13 protein-coding genes are annotated in these 17,727 nt (G+C 72.5%); 6 read left to right on the top strand and 7 right to left on the bottom strand.

From position 1 onward, the window contains the following. Window positions 1-2 precede the first annotated feature (2 nt). Window positions 3-740, top strand: a complete 738-nt coding sequence (locus ACFV5H_RS34900) for a sirohydrochlorin chelatase (protein WP_385198769.1) — start codon at window positions 3-5, stop codon at window positions 738-740. Between the two features lie 2 nt (window positions 741-742). Here the strand turns inward: ACFV5H_RS34900 and ACFV5H_RS34895 are convergent, their stop codons facing one another. Further along, the gene (locus tag ACFV5H_RS34895) at window positions 743-1,294 is read right to left on the bottom strand and encodes a DUF1697 domain-containing protein (RefSeq protein WP_385198767.1); all 552 of its coding nucleotides are present in this window, start codon (window positions 1,292-1,294) and stop codon (window positions 743-745) included. Window positions 1,295-1,564: 270 nt separating this feature from the next. Here ACFV5H_RS34895 and ACFV5H_RS34890 point away from each other — a divergent pair, with 270 nt between their 5' ends. Beyond that, complete coding sequence (locus tag ACFV5H_RS34890; protein WP_385198765.1) at window positions 1,565-3,814, top strand: MMPL family transporter; 2,250 nt, start codon at window positions 1,565-1,567, stop codon at window positions 3,812-3,814. Between the two features lie 91 nt (window positions 3,815-3,905). Here ACFV5H_RS34890 and mgt read toward each other — a convergent pair whose 3' ends face one another. From mgt to ACFV5H_RS34870, 4 genes are read right to left on the bottom strand one after another with little or no spacing between them, the layout of a single operon-like run. Continuing rightward, entirely contained in the window at window positions 3,906-5,096 is a 1,191-nt protein-coding gene (gene mgt, locus ACFV5H_RS34885; RefSeq protein WP_385198763.1) for a macrolide-inactivating glycosyltransferase, read from the bottom strand. A 54-nt stretch (window positions 5,097-5,150) separates the two neighbouring features. Next, complete coding sequence (locus tag ACFV5H_RS34880) at window positions 5,151-6,431, bottom strand: ABC transporter substrate-binding protein (RefSeq protein ID WP_385198761.1); 1,281 nt, start codon at window positions 6,429-6,431, stop codon at window positions 5,151-5,153. Then, window positions 6,431-7,264 (bottom strand): carbohydrate ABC transporter permease, encoded by an 834-nt coding sequence (locus tag ACFV5H_RS34875; RefSeq protein ID WP_385055181.1) that lies wholly within the window; start codon window positions 7,262-7,264, stop codon window positions 6,431-6,433. The genes ACFV5H_RS34880 and ACFV5H_RS34875 overlap by 1 nt, the downstream gene beginning before the upstream one ends. Beyond that, window positions 7,261-8,199: a carbohydrate ABC transporter permease gene (locus tag ACFV5H_RS34870; protein ID WP_385198759.1), complete on the bottom strand. Its 939-nt coding sequence runs from the start codon at window positions 8,197-8,199 to the stop codon at window positions 7,261-7,263. Before ACFV5H_RS34870 ends, ACFV5H_RS34875 begins: the two co-directional genes overlap by 4 nt. A 188-nt stretch (window positions 8,200-8,387) precedes the next feature. Here ACFV5H_RS34870 and ACFV5H_RS34865 point away from each other — a divergent pair, with 188 nt between their 5' ends. Further along, window positions 8,388-9,251 carry an aminoglycoside phosphotransferase family protein gene (locus ACFV5H_RS34865; RefSeq protein WP_385198757.1) on the top strand — a complete coding sequence of 288 codons (864 nt, stop codon included), beginning with the start codon at window positions 8,388-8,390 and terminating at the stop codon, window positions 9,249-9,251. Window positions 9,252-9,279: 28 nt separating this feature from the next. On the opposite strand, the gene ACFV5H_RS34860 is transcribed toward ACFV5H_RS34865, so the two are convergent. Both ACFV5H_RS34860 and ACFV5H_RS34855 read right to left on the bottom strand, forming a co-directional pair. Continuing rightward, on the bottom strand, window positions 9,280-10,002 hold the full coding sequence (locus tag ACFV5H_RS34860; protein WP_385198755.1) for a 3'-5' exonuclease: 723 nt from the start codon (window positions 10,000-10,002) through the stop codon (window positions 9,280-9,282). A gap of 108 nt (window positions 10,003-10,110) precedes the next feature. Then, on the bottom strand, window positions 10,111-11,382 hold the full coding sequence (locus tag ACFV5H_RS34855; RefSeq protein ID WP_385055224.1) for an SAV2148 family HEPN domain-containing protein: 1,272 nt from the start codon (window positions 11,380-11,382) through the stop codon (window positions 10,111-10,113). A gap of 271 nt (window positions 11,383-11,653) precedes the next feature. Here ACFV5H_RS34855 and glgX point away from each other — a divergent pair, with 271 nt between their 5' ends. From glgX to ACFV5H_RS34840, 3 genes are all read left to right on the top strand, one after another. Next, the gene (gene glgX / locus ACFV5H_RS34850) at window positions 11,654-13,792 is read left to right on the top strand and encodes a glycogen debranching protein GlgX (RefSeq protein ID WP_385198753.1); all 2,139 of its coding nucleotides are present in this window, start codon (window positions 11,654-11,656) and stop codon (window positions 13,790-13,792) included. Between the two features lie 85 nt (window positions 13,793-13,877). Then, a complete protein-coding gene (gene treY, locus ACFV5H_RS34845) occupies window positions 13,878-16,235 on the top strand; it encodes a malto-oligosyltrehalose synthase (protein ID WP_385198751.1) in 2,358 nt (785 codons plus the stop codon). Window positions 16,236-16,303: 68 nt separating this feature from the next. Further along, complete coding sequence (locus ACFV5H_RS34840) at window positions 16,304-17,548, top strand: M14 family zinc carboxypeptidase (protein ID WP_385055198.1); 1,245 nt, start codon at window positions 16,304-16,306, stop codon at window positions 17,546-17,548. The last annotated feature ends 179 nt before the right edge of the window (window positions 17,549-17,727 follow it).

Raw genomic sequence — 17,727 nt, 5'->3', positions numbered from 1 at the left:
CCATGCGCCGTCCGGTACTTCTCGTCGTCGCCCACGGCAGCCGCGACCCGCGGCACGCCGCGACCGTGCACGCCCTGGTGCGGCGGGTGCGGTCGCTGCGGCCGGGGCTGCGCGTGGAGACCGGGTTCCTGGACTTCAACATCCCCTCCGTCAAAGGGGTGCTGGAGTCCCTGGACGCGGAGGGCGTCCGCGACGTGGTCGCCCTCCCGCTGCTGCTGACCCGCGCCTTCCACGCCAAGGCGGACATCCCGGCGGTGCTGGCCGAGGCGCCGCCGCGGCTGCGGATCCGCCAGGCCGAGGTGCTGGGCCCCTCACCGCTGCTGACGTCGGCGCTGGAGCGCCGGCTGTACGAGGCGGGCCTCACGCCCGCCGACAAGTCCTCGACCGGGGTCGTACTGGCCTCGGCGGGGTCCTCCGACCCGGAGGCGATCGCAGTGATCGCAGAAATCGCGCGGGAGTGGCGGCACACCGGTTGGTGCGCCGTGCGGCCTGCGTTCGCCTCCGCATCCCTCCCCCGCACCGAGCAGGCGGTACGCGAACTGCGCGCCCTCGGCTGCGCACGCGTCGCCGTCGCCCCGTACGTCCTGGCCCCCGGCTTCCTCCCCGACCGGATCGCCCGGGGCGCGGCGGAGGCGGACGTCCTCGCGGACGTGCTGGGCCCGGCGCCGGAGGTGGCGCGGGTGCTGCTGGAGCGGTACGACGAGGCCCGGGTGCCGCTGCTCGCGGCGGTCGGCGCCTGATCTCAGCCCTCGGTGAGCTCCACCAGTCTGCACACCGTGTTCCAGTTGCGGCTGGTGGCGACGACGCCCTTGTTGACACGGGGCCTGGCCAGGTGTTCGGCGAGTCCGGAGCGGCCCAGGCCGTTCGGGGCGTACAGGTAGAGCGCGCGGTCGCCCAGGCGGAACTCCTCGGGCAGATACGCCTCCTGGTCGATCTCGGCGAAGCGCTCGGGGGTGACGGGCGCGGAGAAGTAGGTGACGTGGAGCTGCTTGGGCTCCAGCTCGCCGGCCGGGAACGGGCAGGAGTCGACGATCCCCTTCAGATAGGCGTGGTCGCGCACGATCACGTCCACGGCGAAGCCGAAGTGCCGCTCGACGGCCGCCGACAGCTCCGCGGCCAGTGACTCCTCGTCGCCGTGCGTGGCGGTGAACACCGCCTGGCCGCTCTGCAGATGGGTGCGCACCCCGTCGTGACCGAGCCCGTCCATGAGGGCGCGCAGTTCGGCCATCGGGACTTTCCTGCTGCCGCCCACGTTGATCCCGCGCAGCAGCGCCGCGTATCTCGTCGTCGCCATGCGTACACCCTAGGACGGCCGTCGTACCCCGCGGGGGTGTGCCCGACGGCGGCGGCGTACCGGAACCCTGATCACCGGCCCCGACACGCCCGGATACGTGTAGGGGGCCGCTGTCCTCCCCAGTGGGGAGGGGACGGGCGCCGATGGGATGACCCGGGGTTCCCGGGCTTCACCGGACAGCACGACGAGACGGGCTTATCCGGCCCATACCTTCGAAAGTGTCAGGTGGCGGCAGGGGGTCGCTGCCGAACACGAGGGAGCGAGCCCGTCATGGGGAACGGAGAATCACGGGTGCGGGGCCTCGCCGCACGGGCCGGCGGCTGGAGCGCCCGGCACCGCTGGGCGGCCGTCGGCATCTGGGTGCTGTTCGTCGTGCTGGCGATGGGACTCGGTTCGGCCGCGGGCCGGGTCGACGTCGGTGACAGCGATCAGCTCAAGGGAGAGACCAGCACCGCCGCCCGCATCATCGAGGACGCCGGCATCGAGGAGCCGGCCAGTGAGACCGTGCTCGTCCAGGCCAAGGGCGAGGGACTCACGGCCACGGACGCCGAGTTCCGGTCGGCGGTCACCGCGGTCCTCACGGCTGTGGAGAAGACCGGCGAGGCCACGGACGTCACCTCGCCGTACGAGAGCGACACCATCTCGAAGGACGGGCGCAGCGCGCTGGTCCAGTTCGACATACGGGGCGACTCGGACACCGCCGGTGAGCGGATCGAGCCGGTGCTGAACGCCGTGGAGGAGGTTCGGAAGGACCACGAGTCGCTGCGGATCGAGGAGATCGGCGGCGCCAGCATGATGAAGACGTTCGACGACGCGTTCGGCGACGACTTCAAGAAGGCCGAGTACTCCGCGGTGCCGGTGGCCCTCGGCATCCTGCTGATCGCGTTCGGCGCGCTGGTGGCGGCGCTGCTGCCGGTGGCGCTGGCGATCACCGCGATCATGGCGACGATGGGCCTGATGGGCCTGGTCAGCCATCTGCAGCCGATGAGCGAGACCGCGAACTCGGTGATGCTGCTGGTCGGCCTGGCCGTCGGCGTCGACTACTGCCTGTTCTACCTGCGCCGCGAGCGTGAGGAGCGGGCGGCCGGCCGGGACGCGCAGACCGCGCTGCGGATCGCCGCCGCCACCAGTGGCCGCGCGATCGTCGTCTCCGGTGTCACGGTGTGTGTCGCCATGGCGGGCATGCTGTTCACCGGGCTCGCCGAGTTCGAGGCGATGGGCCTGGCCTCGCTGATGGTCGTGGCGGTCGCCATGGTCGGCTCCGTCACCGTCCTGCCCGCGCTCCTCTCGCTGCTGGGCGAGCGGGTCGAGAAGGGCCGCGTGCCGTTCCTGCGCCGGCGCCGCACCGGCGGCAGCGGTGACAGCCGGTTCTGGACGGCCGTACTGAAGCGGGTGCTCGCCAAGCCTGTGCTGTCGGTCGTGGTGGCGACCGGTGCGCTGCTGGCCGTGGCCGCTCCGGCGGTCGGCATGAAGACGCAGAACCTCACCCTTGACCAGGAGTTCGGCGACTCGCTGCCGATCGTGCAGACGTACAACCGGGTCAACGCGGCCTTCCCGGGCGGCTCCGAGCCGGCCGAGGTGGTCGTCAAGGCGGACGACATCAACGCACCCGAGGTGAAGGCCGCGCTCGCCGAGTTCCGTGAGCGGGCGATCAGTTCGGGGGCCTCGCGCGGCCCGGTCGAGATCAAGCTGCACGACCAGCAGAACGTCGCGTTCGTCTACGTCCCGCTGGTGGGCGGCTCCGACCAGGACAAGGCGGGCGCGAGCCTGGACAAGCTGCGCGACGAGGTACGGCCCGCCACGCTCGGCGAGGTCGACGGCGTCGAGGCGCCGATCACCGGACAGGTCGCCGGGAACAAGGACTTCAACGACCAGCTGGTCGGCTCCGTCGTCCCGGTCTTCGCCTTCGTGGTGGTCTTCGCCTTCCTGGTGATGCTGCTGTCGTTCCGCTCGCTGACGGTCGCGATCACCTCGATCGTGCTGAACCTGCTGTCGGTGGGCGCCGCGTACGGCATCCTCGTGGCGGTCTTCCAGCACGGCTGGGGCGCGTCCCTGGTGGGCGCGGAGGGCGTCGGCGCGATCATCACCTGGCTGCCGCTGTTCCTCTTCGTGATCCTGTTCGGCCTGTCGACGGACTACCACGTGTTCGTGGTCTCCCGGATCCGCGAGGCCCGGCTGCGGGGCCGTACGACGCGGGACGCGGTCCAGCACGGTGTGGTCACCACGGCCGGCGTGGTCACCAGTGCCGCGATCATCATGGTCGCCGTGTTCGGGATCTTCGGGACGCTGTCCATGCAGTCCATGAAGCAGATGGGCGTCGGCCTCGCGGCGGCGGTGCTGATCGACGCGACGATCATCCGGGGCGTGCTGCTGCCCGCGGTGATGACGCTGCTCGGCGAGCGCAACTGGTACCTGCCGAAGTGGCTGCACCGGATGCCCGACCTGACCCACGACGAGTCGCCGGAGGCGGTGGCGCCGCCGGTGTCACGGGACGACGAGGGGAAGCGGGTGCCGGTGTGATCCGGTAGGCGCGCCGAGGGCCCGGCGGTTTTCCGCCGGGCCCTTCTCACGACTGCCCGCAGCCACGACGGCGTGATTGCCCGTAGCTGCGCTAAGGCAGTTCTGCCTCGATGAGGTCGGCCGCCCTGTGGGTGCCGCCCTCCTCCGCCATCTCGGCCTGGATGCCCTTCAGCCGCCGTGCGACCTCCGGGTCGTCGACGAGGGCGAGGGCCGCCGCCCTCAACATCTCCGCGTTCGCCTCGCCGGCCGGGACATGCCGAGCCACCCCCAGCCCCTGGAGCATGTCCGCGTTGCCGAACTGGTCCACGGCCTGCGGTACGGCGATCATCGGGGTGGCCGTGGCCAGCCCCTCCTGGCTGCCGCCGGCCCCCGCGTGGGTGACGAACAGGTCGGCCTGCTTCAGGATCGCGAGCTGCGGCACCCAGGACCGCACCTCGACGTTCTCCGGTACGTCCCCCAGCTCGACGGGGTCGACGTGCTTGCCGACCTGGAGCACCAGATGCCAGCCGGGCAGGCCGGCGAACGCCTTGACGCACTCCCGGTAGAAGGCCGGCTGCTTGGTGAAGGACGACCCCAGCGACACCAGGACGACCTTCTCGGCCCCGGCGGGCCGCTGCCAGTCGCCCTCGGCGCTCCGGTCGCCCTGGCAGGCCCCGACGAAGGAGTACACGCTCTCGTCGACCCGGTCGGCGTTGGGCTGGAGGGCCTTGGGGATCAGGACGACGGAGCGGGCGGGGCGGCCCCCGAAGTCGTCGGGATGCATGGTGATCCCGTTCTCCTCCAGCCAGGCGTGGTAGCGGGCGTAGTAGGCCTGGCCCCGCTCGGTCTTCTTCGGCTCCTCCCACATCGGCTCGGCGATCTCCTTCTCGTACCCGTCCCAGGCGACGAGGTTCGGTGAGAGGGAGACGGCGGGCACACCCCAGCGGTGGGCGAGCACCCGGGCCGGGTAGGAGGTGATGTCGTGCAGCACGAGGTCGGGGGTGTCGCCCTCGTAGGCCTCGATGAGCTGCGGAAGCGCCTGGATCGCGTCGGCGAGGAACGGCTCCACGTTGTCCAGCAAGGTGGTGCCCCAGGCCGACGGGTCGTCGTCGGGACCCGGCAGCGTGCTGTTCCACAGCTTGGGCTCGGCGCCGGTCTCGGCGACCTTCTCCTCGAACAGCGGCGGGATCGCGTACGTGACCCGGTGGCCGCGCGCCACGAGCTCGCGGATCACCTCGAGGCTCGGGTTCACGTGCCCGTGGGCGGCGATGGAGAACATGGCGATGTGAGCGGGACTGGTCATGGGCCGACCCTAGACGAGACGATACGTCTCGTGCAACCACATTCCGCGCGCCGCTCAGCGTTGGTAGCGGGCCAGGACCAGGTTCCCGTCCTCCTCCAGCCGTTCGCGCAGCTCGCCGAGACCGATCGCCCCGCTGTAGTACTCCTGGAACGCCGGGGTGGCCACCTTGTCCTTCCACTCGGGGTAGCCGCGCACGGTCTGCGCGGGGGCCGGGCGCAGCTGGGCGGCGAGCGCAGTGCCGGTGGCCCAGCCGTGTTCCGCGGTGTGCAGGGCGGGGTCGGCGAGGGCCTGGCGGCCGGTGGGGAGCATCCAGTCGCCGAGGGCGAGACGGACCGTGTTCCGCGGCTGGAGCAGGAAGTCGAGGAAGGCGGCGGCCTCCTTCTTGTACGGGCAGTCCTGGGCTACGGAGAGGGTCTGCGGGCTGACGCCCTGGGTGAGTCCGCCGGTCCCGGACGGGGCGGGCAGCACCTGCCAGTCGAAGCCCTCCGGCGCCTGCTGGACGATCTGCTGGCGGTAGGAGAAGCCGAGCGGCACCATCGCGTACTTGCCGGCGAAGAAGCCGGGCAGGGTGTCGGAGCCGCCGCTGCCGAGCGTGGTGGGCGAGGCGCTGCGGTCGGTGTTCACCTGCTCGTGCACGGTGCGCGGGACGACCTCGTCGCCCTCCTCGAACCGCACGGTCACCTTGCCGTCGGCGCCCCGGTGGAAGAGCCGGCCGCCGGCGGAGAGGGAGAGGTTGAGCGTGGCCGACACGGGCTCCTTGAGCGGCCAGGCGACGCCGTACTTCCCGTCGCCCGCGAGTCGTTCCGTCACCTGACGGAACTCGTCCCAGCTCCAGGGGTGTTCGGGGGTCGGAACGCGGACGCCGGACTCCTTCAGCCAGGTGGCGTTGGCGATGAGCACGCGCGGTTCCTGGAGGAAGGGGACGCCGTAGACGCCGTCGTCGAAGGTGACGGTCTCCCAGCCGCTGGGCGGGATGTCGGACTTCAGCCGCTCGGGCAGCAGGCCCGTCAGGTCGGCCAGGTAACCGCCGTAGGCGAAGTCGGCGAGGTCGTCGGAGGCGTCGTGGATGATGTCGGGGGCCTCGCCGCCCTCGAAGGAGGTGAGGAGCTGGTCGTGGACGCTGTCCCAGCTGCCCTGGACGTACTCCACCCGGACGTCCGGGTGCGTGGCGTTCCACTCCTCGACCAGTTCCCTGTTGGCCTCGACCGACTCCTTCTGCCAGGCCAGGGACTGGAAGCGCAGGGTGACGCGGCCGTCGTCGCGGGTGCCGCCGGAGGAGCAGCCCGCGAGGAGCAGGGCGACGGCGAGGGCCGCCACGAGGATCCTGGTCCGCATCAGCTCTTCACCGCCCCGGTGAGCATGCCGCCCGTGATCCGCCGCTGGATGATCGCGAAGACGACCAGGGAGGGCAGCGTCGCGAGGAACGCGGCGGCCGCCAGCGGGCCGAGGTCGGCGACTCCCTCGGCACCGATGAAGTGGGTGAGGACGACCGGCAGGGTCTGTTTCTCCGGGGTCTTGAGCAGGACGAGCGCGAAGAAGAACTCGTTCCACGCGGTGACGAAGGCGAACAGCGCGGTCGCCACGATCCCCGGTGCGAGCAGTGGTGCGGTCACCGACACCAGGATCCGCAGCCGCCCGGCCCCGTCGACGGCCGCCGCCTCCTCCAGCTCGGCCGGCACGGCACGGACGTATCCGGTGAGCATCCACAGGGCGAAGGGCAGCGCCCAGACCACGTAGACCAGCACCAGACCGGGCACGGAGTCGATCAGCCGCAGGTTCTTCAGCACCAGGAACAGCGGGACGATCAGCAGGACGAACGGGAACGCCTGGCTGACCACCACCCAGCCGGTCGCGGCCCGGGCGAGCGCGGTGCGGTGACGGGCCATCACATACGCCATCGGGGTGGCGACGACGACGGCGACGACGGCCGACGCGAGCGCGGCGAGCAGGGAGTTGAGGGCGGCCCGCAGCAGTGGCTGTTCGTCGAAGGCCTGGCGGAAGTTGGCGAGGGTGGGGTCCCGGGGGATCCAGGCCGGGTGCAGACCGGCCAGCTCGGTCGGCGGCTTGAAAGCGGTGGAGAGCAGCCAGAGGAACGGAAAGGCGAGGAAGACGAGGTACGCGAGCAGCGCGGCGTACTGGCCGACGCGGGCGCCGGTGGAGGTCCTCATGCCTTGTCACCTCCCCGGAGCCGGCCGGCGAGGAAGACGGCCAGCACGATCGAGATCGCGGCGACCATGACACAGCCCATCGCCGCCGCGTAGCCGAACTGCCCGTAGCGGAAGGCCTCTTCGTAGGCGAAGAGCATGGGCAGCCGGGTGCGTCCGCCGGGGCCGCCGTTGGTCAGCACGTAGACCAGGGCGAAGGAGTTGAAGTTCCAGATCAGGTTGAGCGCCGTGATGGCGAGGGCGACGGGGCGGATGGCGGGCCAGGTGACCGTGCGGAAGCGACGCCAGGCGCCGGCGCCGTCGACGGCCGCCGCCTCGTGCAGCTCGCGCGGGGTGTTCTGGAGCCCGGCGAGCAGCGCGACCGTGGTCTGGGGCATTCCGGCCCACACGCCGACGACGATCACCGCGGGCAGGGCGGTGGCGAGCCCGCTGAGCCAGTCCCGGCCGTCACCCAGACCGAGGTCGCGCAGCGTCTCGTTGAGGAGGCCGGCGTCCGGGTTGTAGACGATCCGCCACATGACGCCGACGACGATCTCGGGCATCGCCCAGGGGACGATCGCCAGGGCGCGGGCGAGCCAGCGCAGTCTCAGGTCCTGGCTGAGCAGCAGGGCGAGGCCGAGCGCCAGCAGGAACTGCGGCACCGTCACGCCGACCGCCCACACCAGGCCGATCCGGAACGACTCCCAGAACAGCGTGTCGTGCAGCAGGTCCTGGAAGTTGAGGGTGCCGATCCACCGGGTCGGCTCGGTGCGGCCGGACTGGGCGTCGGTGAAGGCCAGCAGGATGCCGTGGAGCAGCGGGCCGACGCTGAGGACGAGGATCGGGATCAGTGCGGGCAGCACCAGGAACCACGGGCCGTGGTCGACGGCGCGGTCCGGCCGACGGGCCTGGCGAGGCGCGCGGGGCGCCGGTCTCCTCACCTCGGTCACCGATGTCATGGAATCAGCCCCTTTGCGCGGCGCGGGTGGGCCAGGTCATGGTCGTGAAGGCCTCCTGCCTCGTCAAGGCACCGCGCACACCGCCGCCACCTGTGCGAATGCGACACTGGCCGACGGATGGCCGGATACCGGCGGTCGGACGGGGCCGGTGATCGGGCGTGGACGGACACGGAGGCGGAGGCGGACGGATGGACGAGGCACGGGCGCGGGACGTGCTCGCGGCGGCGGGGGTGCTGCCCGGTGCGGCAGCGGACGCGCGGTTGCTCGCCCTCGGCGAGAACGCGGTGTTCGCCGCCGGTGACCTGGTCGTCAAGGTGGGCCGCGACGCCGAGCTGCTGGAGCGGGCCCGCCGGGAGCTGGCCATCGCGGGGTGGCTGGCGGAGGAGGGCGTGCCGGCGGTGCGGGCGGCCGAGCCGGAGGCGCTGCTGGTCGACGGCCACCCGGTGACCGTGTGGCACCGGCTGCCGGAGACGGTACGGCCCGCCGAACCCCGGGATCTGGCCGAACTGCTGCGGCTGGTCCACGCACTGCCCACTCCCCCCTTCGGCCTTCCGCCCCGCGAGCTGCTGGGCGGTGTGGAACGCTGGCTGCGGCTGGCGGGCGACGCGATCGACCCCGCGGACGCGGCGTATCTGCGCGAGCGGCGTGACGGCTTCGCGTCGGCCGCGGCGGCGCTGACCCCCCACCTGCCGCCGGGCCCCGTCCACGGGGACGCGCTGCCCCGCAATGTGCACATCGGGCCGGACGGGCCGGTCCTGGTCGACCTGGAGACCTTCTCGGCCGATCTGCGCGAGCACGACCTGGTGGTCATGGCCCTCTCGCACGACCGTTACGGGCTGCCGGACGAGGCGTACGCGTCCTTCACCGCCGCCTACGGCTGGGACGTGCGCGCCTGGGAGGGCTGCTCGGTGCTGCGCGGCGCGCGGGAGACCGCCAGCTGCGCCTGGGTCGCCCAGCACGCGCCGGGCAACCCCAAGGCACTGGCCGAGTTCCGGCGCCGGGTGGCGTCGCTGCGGGACGGGGACGAGGCCGTGCGCTGGTATCCCTTCTGACCGTCCGGCCTTCGGACCGCCCGGCGCGTCAGACCCGCTCGCCCGCCGGCTCCCGCAGCGGCCAGGTGCCGTCGACCACCGCGGTGGTGTCGCCCTTGCGGCGCAGGAAGTCCTGGAAGTCCGCCGCCCACGCGGCGTACCACTGGATCTGGCGGCGGTGCAGCTCCGCCGGGTCGAGGGCCGCCACCTTGGGGTGGCGGCCGGCTATCGCGCAGGCCAGCCGGGCCGCGGCGAGGGCGTCGGCGGTCGCGTCGTGCGCCGCGTCGAGGACGACGCCGTACTCCGCGCAGACCGCTTCGAGGTTGCGCTTGCCGCGCCGGTAGCGGTCGACGGAGCGGTCGATGGTGTACGGATCGATGACCGGGCCGGGATCGGCGCCGCCCAGGCGGTCGCGCAGGGACGGCAGCCCGTACCGCCGCAGTTCGGCGGAGAGCAGGGACAGGTCGAAGGCGGCGTTGTAGGCGACGACCGGGACCCCCGTCCTCCAGTGGGCGGTGAGGACGTCGGCGATGGCGTCGGCGACCCGGTCGGCGGGGCTGCCCTCGGCGGTCGCCCGTTCGTTGCTGATGCCGTGGACGGCCACCGCGTCCTCCGGGATCGGTACGCCCGGGTCGGCCAGCCACTCCCGGCGGTCCCCCGGCTCTCCCGCCCTGACCTCGATCACGGCCCCCGTGACGATCCGTGCCTCGCGCGGGTCGGTACCCGTCGTCTCCAGGTCGAAGCCGATCAGCAGCTCCCGGTGCCAGCCCATGGGCTGTCCCCCTTCTGTGTGGTGCGTTCCCCCAGTGGTTCCCACCTTCGCACGCACCACTGACAATCAGAGGATCGCGTTCCGCTTACCGGCCCCGACCCGGGGCGTTCAGGACACCGGGCGCGAATCCGTCCACATCAGCTCGAATTCCTCGCGGTAGGTGGGGAACAGCCCGCCCTCCTCGACTCCACCCGGCTTGACCACTTTGGTCCCGTTGCGCAGGACCAGTACCGGTGCCTCCATGCCCCGGGCCCGGCGCAGATGGTTCTGCACGACCGCGATGCCGTCCGACCCGTCCCCGTCGACGAGGTAGGCGGTGCAGCGGGGCGTCTCGTCGTAGACCTGGATCTCGAAGGCGCCGGGGTCGTGCAGCCGGGAGCGGACCCGGCGCATGTGCAGGATGTTCATCTCGACGCTGCGGCCGAGCTCGCCGCGCTTGAGGCCGAGTTCGCGCTCGCGGCGCTTGACCGCGCTGGAGGCCGGGTTCAGGAACAGCAGCCGCACCCGGCAGCCGGACTCCGCCAGCCGCACCAGACGGCGTCCGGAGAAGTTCTGCACCAGCAGGTTGAGGCCGATGCCGAGGGCGTCGAGCCGGCGGGCCCCGCCGAAGATGTCCTCGGCCGGGAACTGGCGCAGCAGCCGCACCCGGTCCGGGTGGACGGCGACCACGTCGGCGTACCGGTCGCCGACCAGGTCCTCGACCGCGTCGACGGGCAGCCGGCGCGCGGACGGCACGTCGCCGCCGGCGCCGAGCATCTCGAGGAGCCGCGCGGAGGCCCGCTCGGCCTGGGCGAGGACCGCCTCGGACAGCGCGCGGTTGCGGGAGACGACGTTGCGGGTGACCTCCAGCTCGTCCAGGGCGAGTTCGACGTCCCGGCGGTCGTCGAAGTACGGCTCGAAGCAGGGCCAGTGCGCCACCATCAGCTCGCGCAGCTGCGGCAGTGTGAGGAAGGACAGGACGTTGTCGTCGGCCGGGTCGAGCAGATAGCCCTTGCGGCGGCTGACCTCGCGCACGGCGACCGCGCGCTGCACCCACTCCTGCCCGGCGGGTCCGGCGGCGGCGACCACCCAGTCGTCGCCGTGCACGGGCTCGTAGACGGGCCGCAGCACGGCCGCCACGACCGCGCGCAGCCGCTGCTCGACGAGGTTCAGCCAGATGTAGGCGCGGCCGGCCCGCTGGGCGCGGGTGCGCACCTCGCGCCAGGCGTCGGCGCCCCAGTCCAGCTCCGGCCCGATGGAGCCCGCGTCCATCGGCCGTGCCAGGGACACCGCACCGGGCGGGACGTCCGTGGAACTGCTCCCCTCGTGACCGTCGTCACCAGGGGGCAGTTCCAGCCCTCCCGCGCCCACCCGCTTACCGCCTTCCGCTCCCCCGAGCACTCCCGTCCCGACGATCAAGGAGAGTACTCCGCCAGCGGCGCGCGGTGCAGCCCGATGGACAGGGTCGTTTCCCAACTTCCCGCAATCACTGGACCGTTCCGCCCTGGGAGTCCCCGGGAGTGAGCTGATTCATAGCGGAACAAGCGGTGGGCACGGGTCATCGGACCCGGCGGACCTGGGTAGAAGGTGGTTCCCGTCCGTTCGGGGAGACACGGAAACACTCGGAGCCAAGGCGCCCCACCGGCGCCGTACACCTGAAAGAGTCGTATCCATGCAGGTCTGGCCTGGCGAGGCGTATCCGCTCGGTGCCACGTACGACGGCGCCGGAACGAACTTCGCGGTCTTCACGGAGGCCGCGGACCGAGTGGAGCTGTGTCTGCTGCACGACGACGGCTCCGAGACCGCGATCGAACTGCGCGAGAGCGACGCGTTCGTGCGGCACGCGTACCTGCCCGGGGTCATGCCCGGGCAGCGGTACGGCTTCCGTGTGCACGGGCCGTACGCCCCCGAGCGGGGGCTGCGCTGCAATTCGGCGAAGCTGCTGCTCGACCCGTACGCGCGTGCGATCAGCGGGGAGATCGACTGGGGCGAGGAGGTGTACGGCTACCACTTCGACGACCGCGACCGGCGCAACGACCTCGACTCGGCGCCGCACACGATGACGTCGGTCGTGGTCAATCCGTACTTCGACTGGGGCGACGACCGGCGCCCCCGTACGGAGTACCACCACACGGTGATCTACGAGGCCCACGTCAAGGGCCTCACCATGCGCCACCCGGGGCTGCCCGAGGAGCTGCGCGGCACCTACGCGGCCCTCGCGCACCCGGCGGTGATCGAGCACCTGACCGAGCTGGGGGTGACGGCGCTGGAGCTGATGCCGGTGCACCAGTTCGTCAACGACCACCGGCTGGTGGACATGGACCTGAACAACTACTGGGGCTACAACACGATCGGTTTCTTCGCCCCGCACAACGCCTACGCGTCCTGGGGCGACCGGGGCCAGCAGGTGCTGGAGTTCAAGTCGGCGGTGAAGGCACTGCACGAGGCGGGGATCGAGGTGATCCTCGACGTGGTCTACAACCACACCGCCGAGGGCAACCACCTGGGTCCCACGCTGTCCCTCAAGGGCATCGACAACCCGTCGTACTACCGGCTGACCGACGACCCCCGGTACTACATGGACACGACGGGCACGGGGAACTCGCTGCTCATGCGGTCCCCGCACGTACTGCAGATGATCATGGACTCGCTGCGGTACTGGGTCACCGAGATGCACGTCGACGGGTTCCGCTTCGATCTGGCGGCGACCCTCGCGCGGCAGTTCCACGAGGTGGACCGGCTGTCGTCGTTCTTCGACCTGGTGCAGCAGGACCCGATCGTCTCCCAGGTGAAGCTGATCGCCGAGCCGTGGGACGTGGGCGAGGGCGGCTACCAGGTGGGCAACTTCCCGCCGCTGTGGACCGAGTGGAACGGCAAGTACCGCGACACCGTGCGGGACCTGTGGCGGGGCGAGCCGCGCGCGCTCGCGGAGTTCGCCTCCCGGCTGACCGGCTCCTCCGACCTGTACCAGGACGACGGGCGGCGCCCGCTGGCCTCGATCAACTTCGTCACCTGCCACGACGGCTTCACGCTGCACGACCTCGTGTCGTACAACGACAAGCACAACGCGGCCAACGGCGAGGACAACCGGGACGGCGAGAGCCACAACCGGTCCTGGAACTGCGGTGCCGAGGGCGAGACCGACGACCCGGACGTGCTGCGGCTGCGGGCCCGGCAGATGCGCAACTTCATCGCCACGCTGATGCTGTCCCAGGGCGTGCCGATGATCAGCCACGGCGACGAGGTGGCCCGCACCCAGCGCGGCAACAACAACGCCTACTGCCAGGACAACGAGCTGGCCTGGCTGGACTGGCCCACGCCCGGCGAGGGGGAGGACGCCGGGGAGGACATGCGCCGGCAGCTGCTGGAGTTCACCCGCGCGATGGTGTGGCTGCGCAAGGACCACCCGGTGTTCCGGCGGCGCCGCTTCTTCCACGGCCGGCCGGTGGAGGGCACCCACGACGACCTCTCCGACATCGCCTGGTTCACTCCCGAGGGTGCGGAGATGACCCAGCGGGACTGGGACTCCGCGCGGGCGTCGGCGCTGGCGGTGTTCCTCAACGGCAACGCGATCTCCGAGCCCGGTCAGCGCGGGGAGCGCATCACGGACGACTCGTTCCTGCTGATGTTCAACGCCTCGCCGAAGCCGTTGGACTTCGTGGTGCCGGTCGACCACGGCCGGCAGTGGCAGGTCGTCGTCGACACCGCCCGCGCGGACGGCGTCCCGCCGGGAACCGGTCCGAAGGTGGCGGCCGGCACCCGGCTGACGCTGGCCGACCGCAGCATGACGGTGCTGCAACGGCCGGCGTAGGCGGGCGCGCGGCCCCTTACGTCTTTCGCGCCCCGAACGGAGGAGCGATGACACGAAACGCGGTCACGTGGGTACGTACGTTCCCATGACCCCTGAGCGACCTGACCCGGCGGTGCCCACGGCCACCTACCGGCTGCAGCTGCAGCCCGGCTTCCCGTTCCGGGCGGCGGCGGACGCCGTACCGTACGTGGCCTCGCTCGGCGTGTCCCATCTGCATCTGTCGCCCGTCCTGGAGGCCGTGCCCGGCTCGCAGCACGGCTACGACGTGGTGGACCACGCGCGCGTGCGCGAGGAGCTGGGCGGCGAGGAGGGCCTGCGGGAGCTGGCGCGCACCGCGCGGGAGCACGGGCTCGGCCTGGTCGTGGACATCGTCCCGAACCACATGGCGATGTCCCCGCGCCACAACCGGGCCCTGTGGGAGGTGCTGCGCGACGGCCCCGCGTCGCGCCACGCGCGGTGGTTCGACATCGACTGGGAGGCGCAGGGCGGCCAGGTGCTGCTGCCGGTGCTCGGGGGGCCGCTCGGCCAGGAGGCCGAGCACCTGAAGACCGACGGCGACGTGCTGCGCTACTACGACCACGCGTTCCCGCTGCGCGAGGGGACGGCCGGGCTGCCGCTGCCCGAGCTGCTGGACGCGCAGTGGTACCGCCCCGTGTGGTGGCGCCTGGCGCGGACCGAGCTGAACTACCGGCGGTTCTTCAGCATCTCCGAGCTGATCGGGGTGCGGGTGGAGGACCCGGAGGTGTTCGAGGCCACGCACGCCAAGATCCTGGAGCTGCTCCGGGAGGGCGTGGTCGACGGGCTGCGCGTCGACCACCCCGACGGGCTGGCCGACCCCGACGGCTATCTGCGGCGGCTGCACGAGGCCACGGGCGGCCGCTGGACGGTGGTGGAGAAGATCCTCTCCGACGGGGAGCCGCTGCCCGCCTCCTGGCCGGTCGCCGGCACCACCGGCTACGACGCCCTGCGGCACGTGGACGGGCTGTTCACGGACCCGGCGGGGTTCGGGGAGCTGCTCGGCCGGTACCGGCGGTTCGCCGCCCCGCAGACGGACCGGGGCGGCGACTGGGCCGCCACGGTCCGGCGGGCCGCGTACAAGGTGCTCACGCACGAGCTGGCCACCGAGGTGGACCGGCTGGTCCGGCTGACGAGCCGGCTGTGCGCGACCGCTCCGGAGACCGGGCTGCGCGACCGCGCGCCCTGGGCGCTGCGCACCGCCCTCCAGGAGCTGCTGGTACGGCTGGAGGTGTACCGCCCGTACGAATCCGTGGACGCGTCCGCGGTGGTCACCGAGGAGGCCGCCGCCGAGGCCCGGCTCGCCTTCGCCGTCCCCGAGGAGGCCGGGGCGGTGGACGTCGTACGGGACCTGGTGCTCGGGCGGTACGGGGACGGCGCGGAGTACGTGGAGTTCCGTACGCGGTTCGCGCAGACCGCGTCGGCGCTGCGGGCCAAGTCCGTGGAGGACACGGCGTTCTACCGCTATGTGCCGCTGCTGTCGGCGACGGAGGTGGGCGGGGACCCCGGCGACCCGGCGGTGTCCCCGGAGCGGTTCCACGCGTACTGCGCGCGCGTGCAGCGCGACTGGCCGTCGACCGGGACGGTCGTCTCGACGCACGACACCAAGCGCAGTGCCGATGTGCGGGCGGCGCTGCAGGTGCTCACCGAGTGCCCGGAGCGCTGGGCGGACGTCCTGGCGGAGGTCACCCACGCGGGCGAGGGCGTGCCGGACGCACAGCTGGCGTGGGCGGCCTGGCAAACGGTGTTCGGGCTCGGCCCGGCGGAGGAGGAGCGCGTGCGGGGGGCGCTGCTGAAGCACGTGCGGGAGGCGGGCCTGTACACGAGCTGGACGGAGCAGGAGCCGCCCTACGAGGAGGCGGTGGCACGGTTCGTGGCGGCGGGGCCGTGCGGGGTGCCGGGCGAGCGGGTGGCGGCGTTCCGCGCCTCGCTGGAGGCGCACATCCGGGCGAACGTCCTGGGTACGGCGCTGGTGCAGCTGACGATGCCGGGGGTGCCCGACCTCTACCAGGGCACGGAGCACGAGTACCGGGCGCTGGTCGACCCGGACAACCGGCGGCCCGTCCGGTTCACGGTCGACGGGAGCGACGGGAGCGGCAAGGAGGCGGTGACGCGGGCGGCGCTGCGGCTGCGGGCGCGGCGGCCGGACGTCTTCGGTGACACGGCCTCGTACGAACCGCTGTCCGCCGAGGGGCCCGCGGCGGCGCACTGCCTGGCCTTCGTGCGCTCCGGCGAGGTGCTCACCGCCGTGACCCGGCTGTCGCTCCGGCTGGCGGAGGCGGGCGGCTGGCGCGACACCCGCCTGCCCCTGCCACCGGGACGGTGGGCCGACGTGCTGGAGACGGGACGGGAGTTCGGCGGGCACGCGCGCGTGGCGGAACTGCTCGGGCGCTCGCCCGTGGCGCTGCTGGAGCGGCTCCCGGACTGAGCGCCCTTGACACCGCCTCCTCACCGTGGGGTACTGCGCAATGCGGGTTCGGGTGGTGGTGACGGGGGGTGGGTCCGCTGCTGGAGCTGCGCTATCCCACGGTGGCCGAACTGGTCTCCGCCGCCCGCGCGCTGGCGGCCGGGTCACCCGGTCTGTGCGTCCTGCGGCAGGTGGGGGTCTCCCGCGCGGGCCGGCCGTTGCACCTGCTGTCCGTCGGACACGCGCGGCGGGCCGTGCTGGTGGTCGCCGGCGCCCACGCCAACGAACCGGCCGGCGGGGCCACGCTGCTCGCGCTGGCCCGGCGGACGGTTCAGGAGCGGGAGCTGCGCGACGGCACGTCGTGGCACTTCCTGCTGTGCGCGGACCCCGACGGGGCGAGCCTCCATGTGACGCCGGCGCCGCGCAGTCTGTACGACTACCACCTGGGGTTCTTCCGTCCCGCGGGGCCGGAGCAGCCGGAGTGGGCGCCGTCGGTGCTGCCGCCCGGCCGGCTGCCGCCCGAGACCCGGGCGCTGACCGGGGTCATCGACGAGGTGCGGCCCTATCTGCAGGTGTCCCTGCACGGCACCGATCTGGGCGGTAGCTGGGTGCAGTTGACGAGGGACGTGCCCGGGCTCGCGGAGCCGTTCGCCAAGTCGGCGGCGCAGCTGCACATTCCGGTGGAGACGGGCGCCTCGGACGCGGCGGGCTGGCCGGCGTCCGGTCCCGGGGTGCATGTGATGCCGGCGGCGGAGGCCGCGCCGGCCTATCCGAGCCTGACCGACGACGCGCGGCACAGCACCTGGTACCACGCCCACCGGTACGGCGGTCTGACGGCGGTGATCGAGGTGCCGATGTGGGCCGGCGACCTGGTGGACGACCCGGCGCCGCATCCGGACCCGGACGCGGCGCTGCGCCGTCTCGCGGACCGGCTGCTGCGGGACGCGGGTGAGGTGCGGCGGGTGCTGGAGGGAGCGCGGCGGGTGGAGGGAGACAGTCCGCTGCTGCGGGCGGTCACCTGGGGGCTGGAGCTGGTGCCGGGGCTGGCCGCCGATCTGGTCCGCACGCCGCCCGTGGACGGTACGCGGGCGTATGTGGGGAGCGTGGACGCGTTCGCGAGGCGGGTGCCGTTGAGGGCGGCGGCGATGTCGTGGCGGGCGCTGCGGGAGAGTGATGCGGGGGCGGCGGCTCGGTTGGAGGGGCTGGTCGCGCGCTGGAGCGACGCGTTCGCCGGGCGTTTCCGGGCACGGTGGGTGCCGGTGGAGCATCAGGTCGAGCACCAGTGCCGTACGGTGCTGGTGACTGCGCTTCAGGCGCGCGAACAGGCCCACTGACGTGGCTGCGCCCGCCCCGCCAACGCCGGGACGCGTACTTTCCCGACGGACCGCGGACCAGCGCGCCGGCCCGGGTGCGTTGGTGCTGGGCGGGGGGTACTACGCAGCCCGGCGATGACGGGGTGCCGTCGCGCCCACCCGTGCCGCCCCAGCGGCACGACTGCCCGCGGGACCGGCGG

The organism is Streptomyces sp. NPDC059787 (genome assembly GCF_042732315.1).
In the GTDB taxonomy this organism is placed as follows: domain Bacteria; phylum Actinomycetota; class Actinomycetes; order Streptomycetales; family Streptomycetaceae; genus Streptomyces; species Streptomyces atrovirens.
This window is presented reverse-complemented; position numbering and strand designations above follow the sequence as displayed.

Bases quoted from the DNA above. Each gene is read 5' to 3' on its own strand.
- mgt (WP_385198763.1), bottom strand. From the start codon at position 5,096: ATGACCAGTCCCGCTCACATCGCCATGTTCTCCATCGCCGCCCACGGG.
- ACFV5H_RS34865 (WP_385198757.1), top strand. From the start codon at position 8,388: ATGGACGAGGCACGGGCGCGGGACGTGCTCGCGGCGGCGGGGGTGCTG.
- ACFV5H_RS34860 (WP_385198755.1), bottom strand. From the start codon at position 10,002: ATGGGCTGGCACCGGGAGCTGCTGATCGGCTTCGACCTGGAGACGACG.
- ACFV5H_RS34900 (WP_385198769.1), top strand. From the start codon at position 3: ATGCGCCGTCCGGTACTTCTCGTCGTCGCCCACGGCAGCCGCGACCCG.
- ACFV5H_RS34870 (WP_385198759.1), bottom strand. From the start codon at position 8,199: ATGACATCGGTGACCGAGGTGAGGAGACCGGCGCCCCGCGCGCCTCGC.
- ACFV5H_RS34880 (WP_385198761.1), bottom strand. From the start codon at position 6,431: ATGCGGACCAGGATCCTCGTGGCGGCCCTCGCCGTCGCCCTGCTCCTC.
- ACFV5H_RS34895 (WP_385198767.1), bottom strand. From the start codon at position 1,294: ATGGCGACGACGAGATACGCGGCGCTGCTGCGCGGGATCAACGTGGGC.
- ACFV5H_RS34875 (WP_385055181.1), bottom strand. From the start codon at position 7,264: ATGAGGACCTCCACCGGCGCCCGCGTCGGCCAGTACGCCGCGCTGCTC.
- ACFV5H_RS34890 (WP_385198765.1), top strand. From the start codon at position 1,565: ATGGGGAACGGAGAATCACGGGTGCGGGGCCTCGCCGCACGGGCCGGC.
- treY (WP_385198751.1), top strand. From the start codon at position 13,878: ATGACCCCTGAGCGACCTGACCCGGCGGTGCCCACGGCCACCTACCGG.
- glgX (WP_385198753.1), top strand. From the start codon at position 11,654: ATGCAGGTCTGGCCTGGCGAGGCGTATCCGCTCGGTGCCACGTACGAC.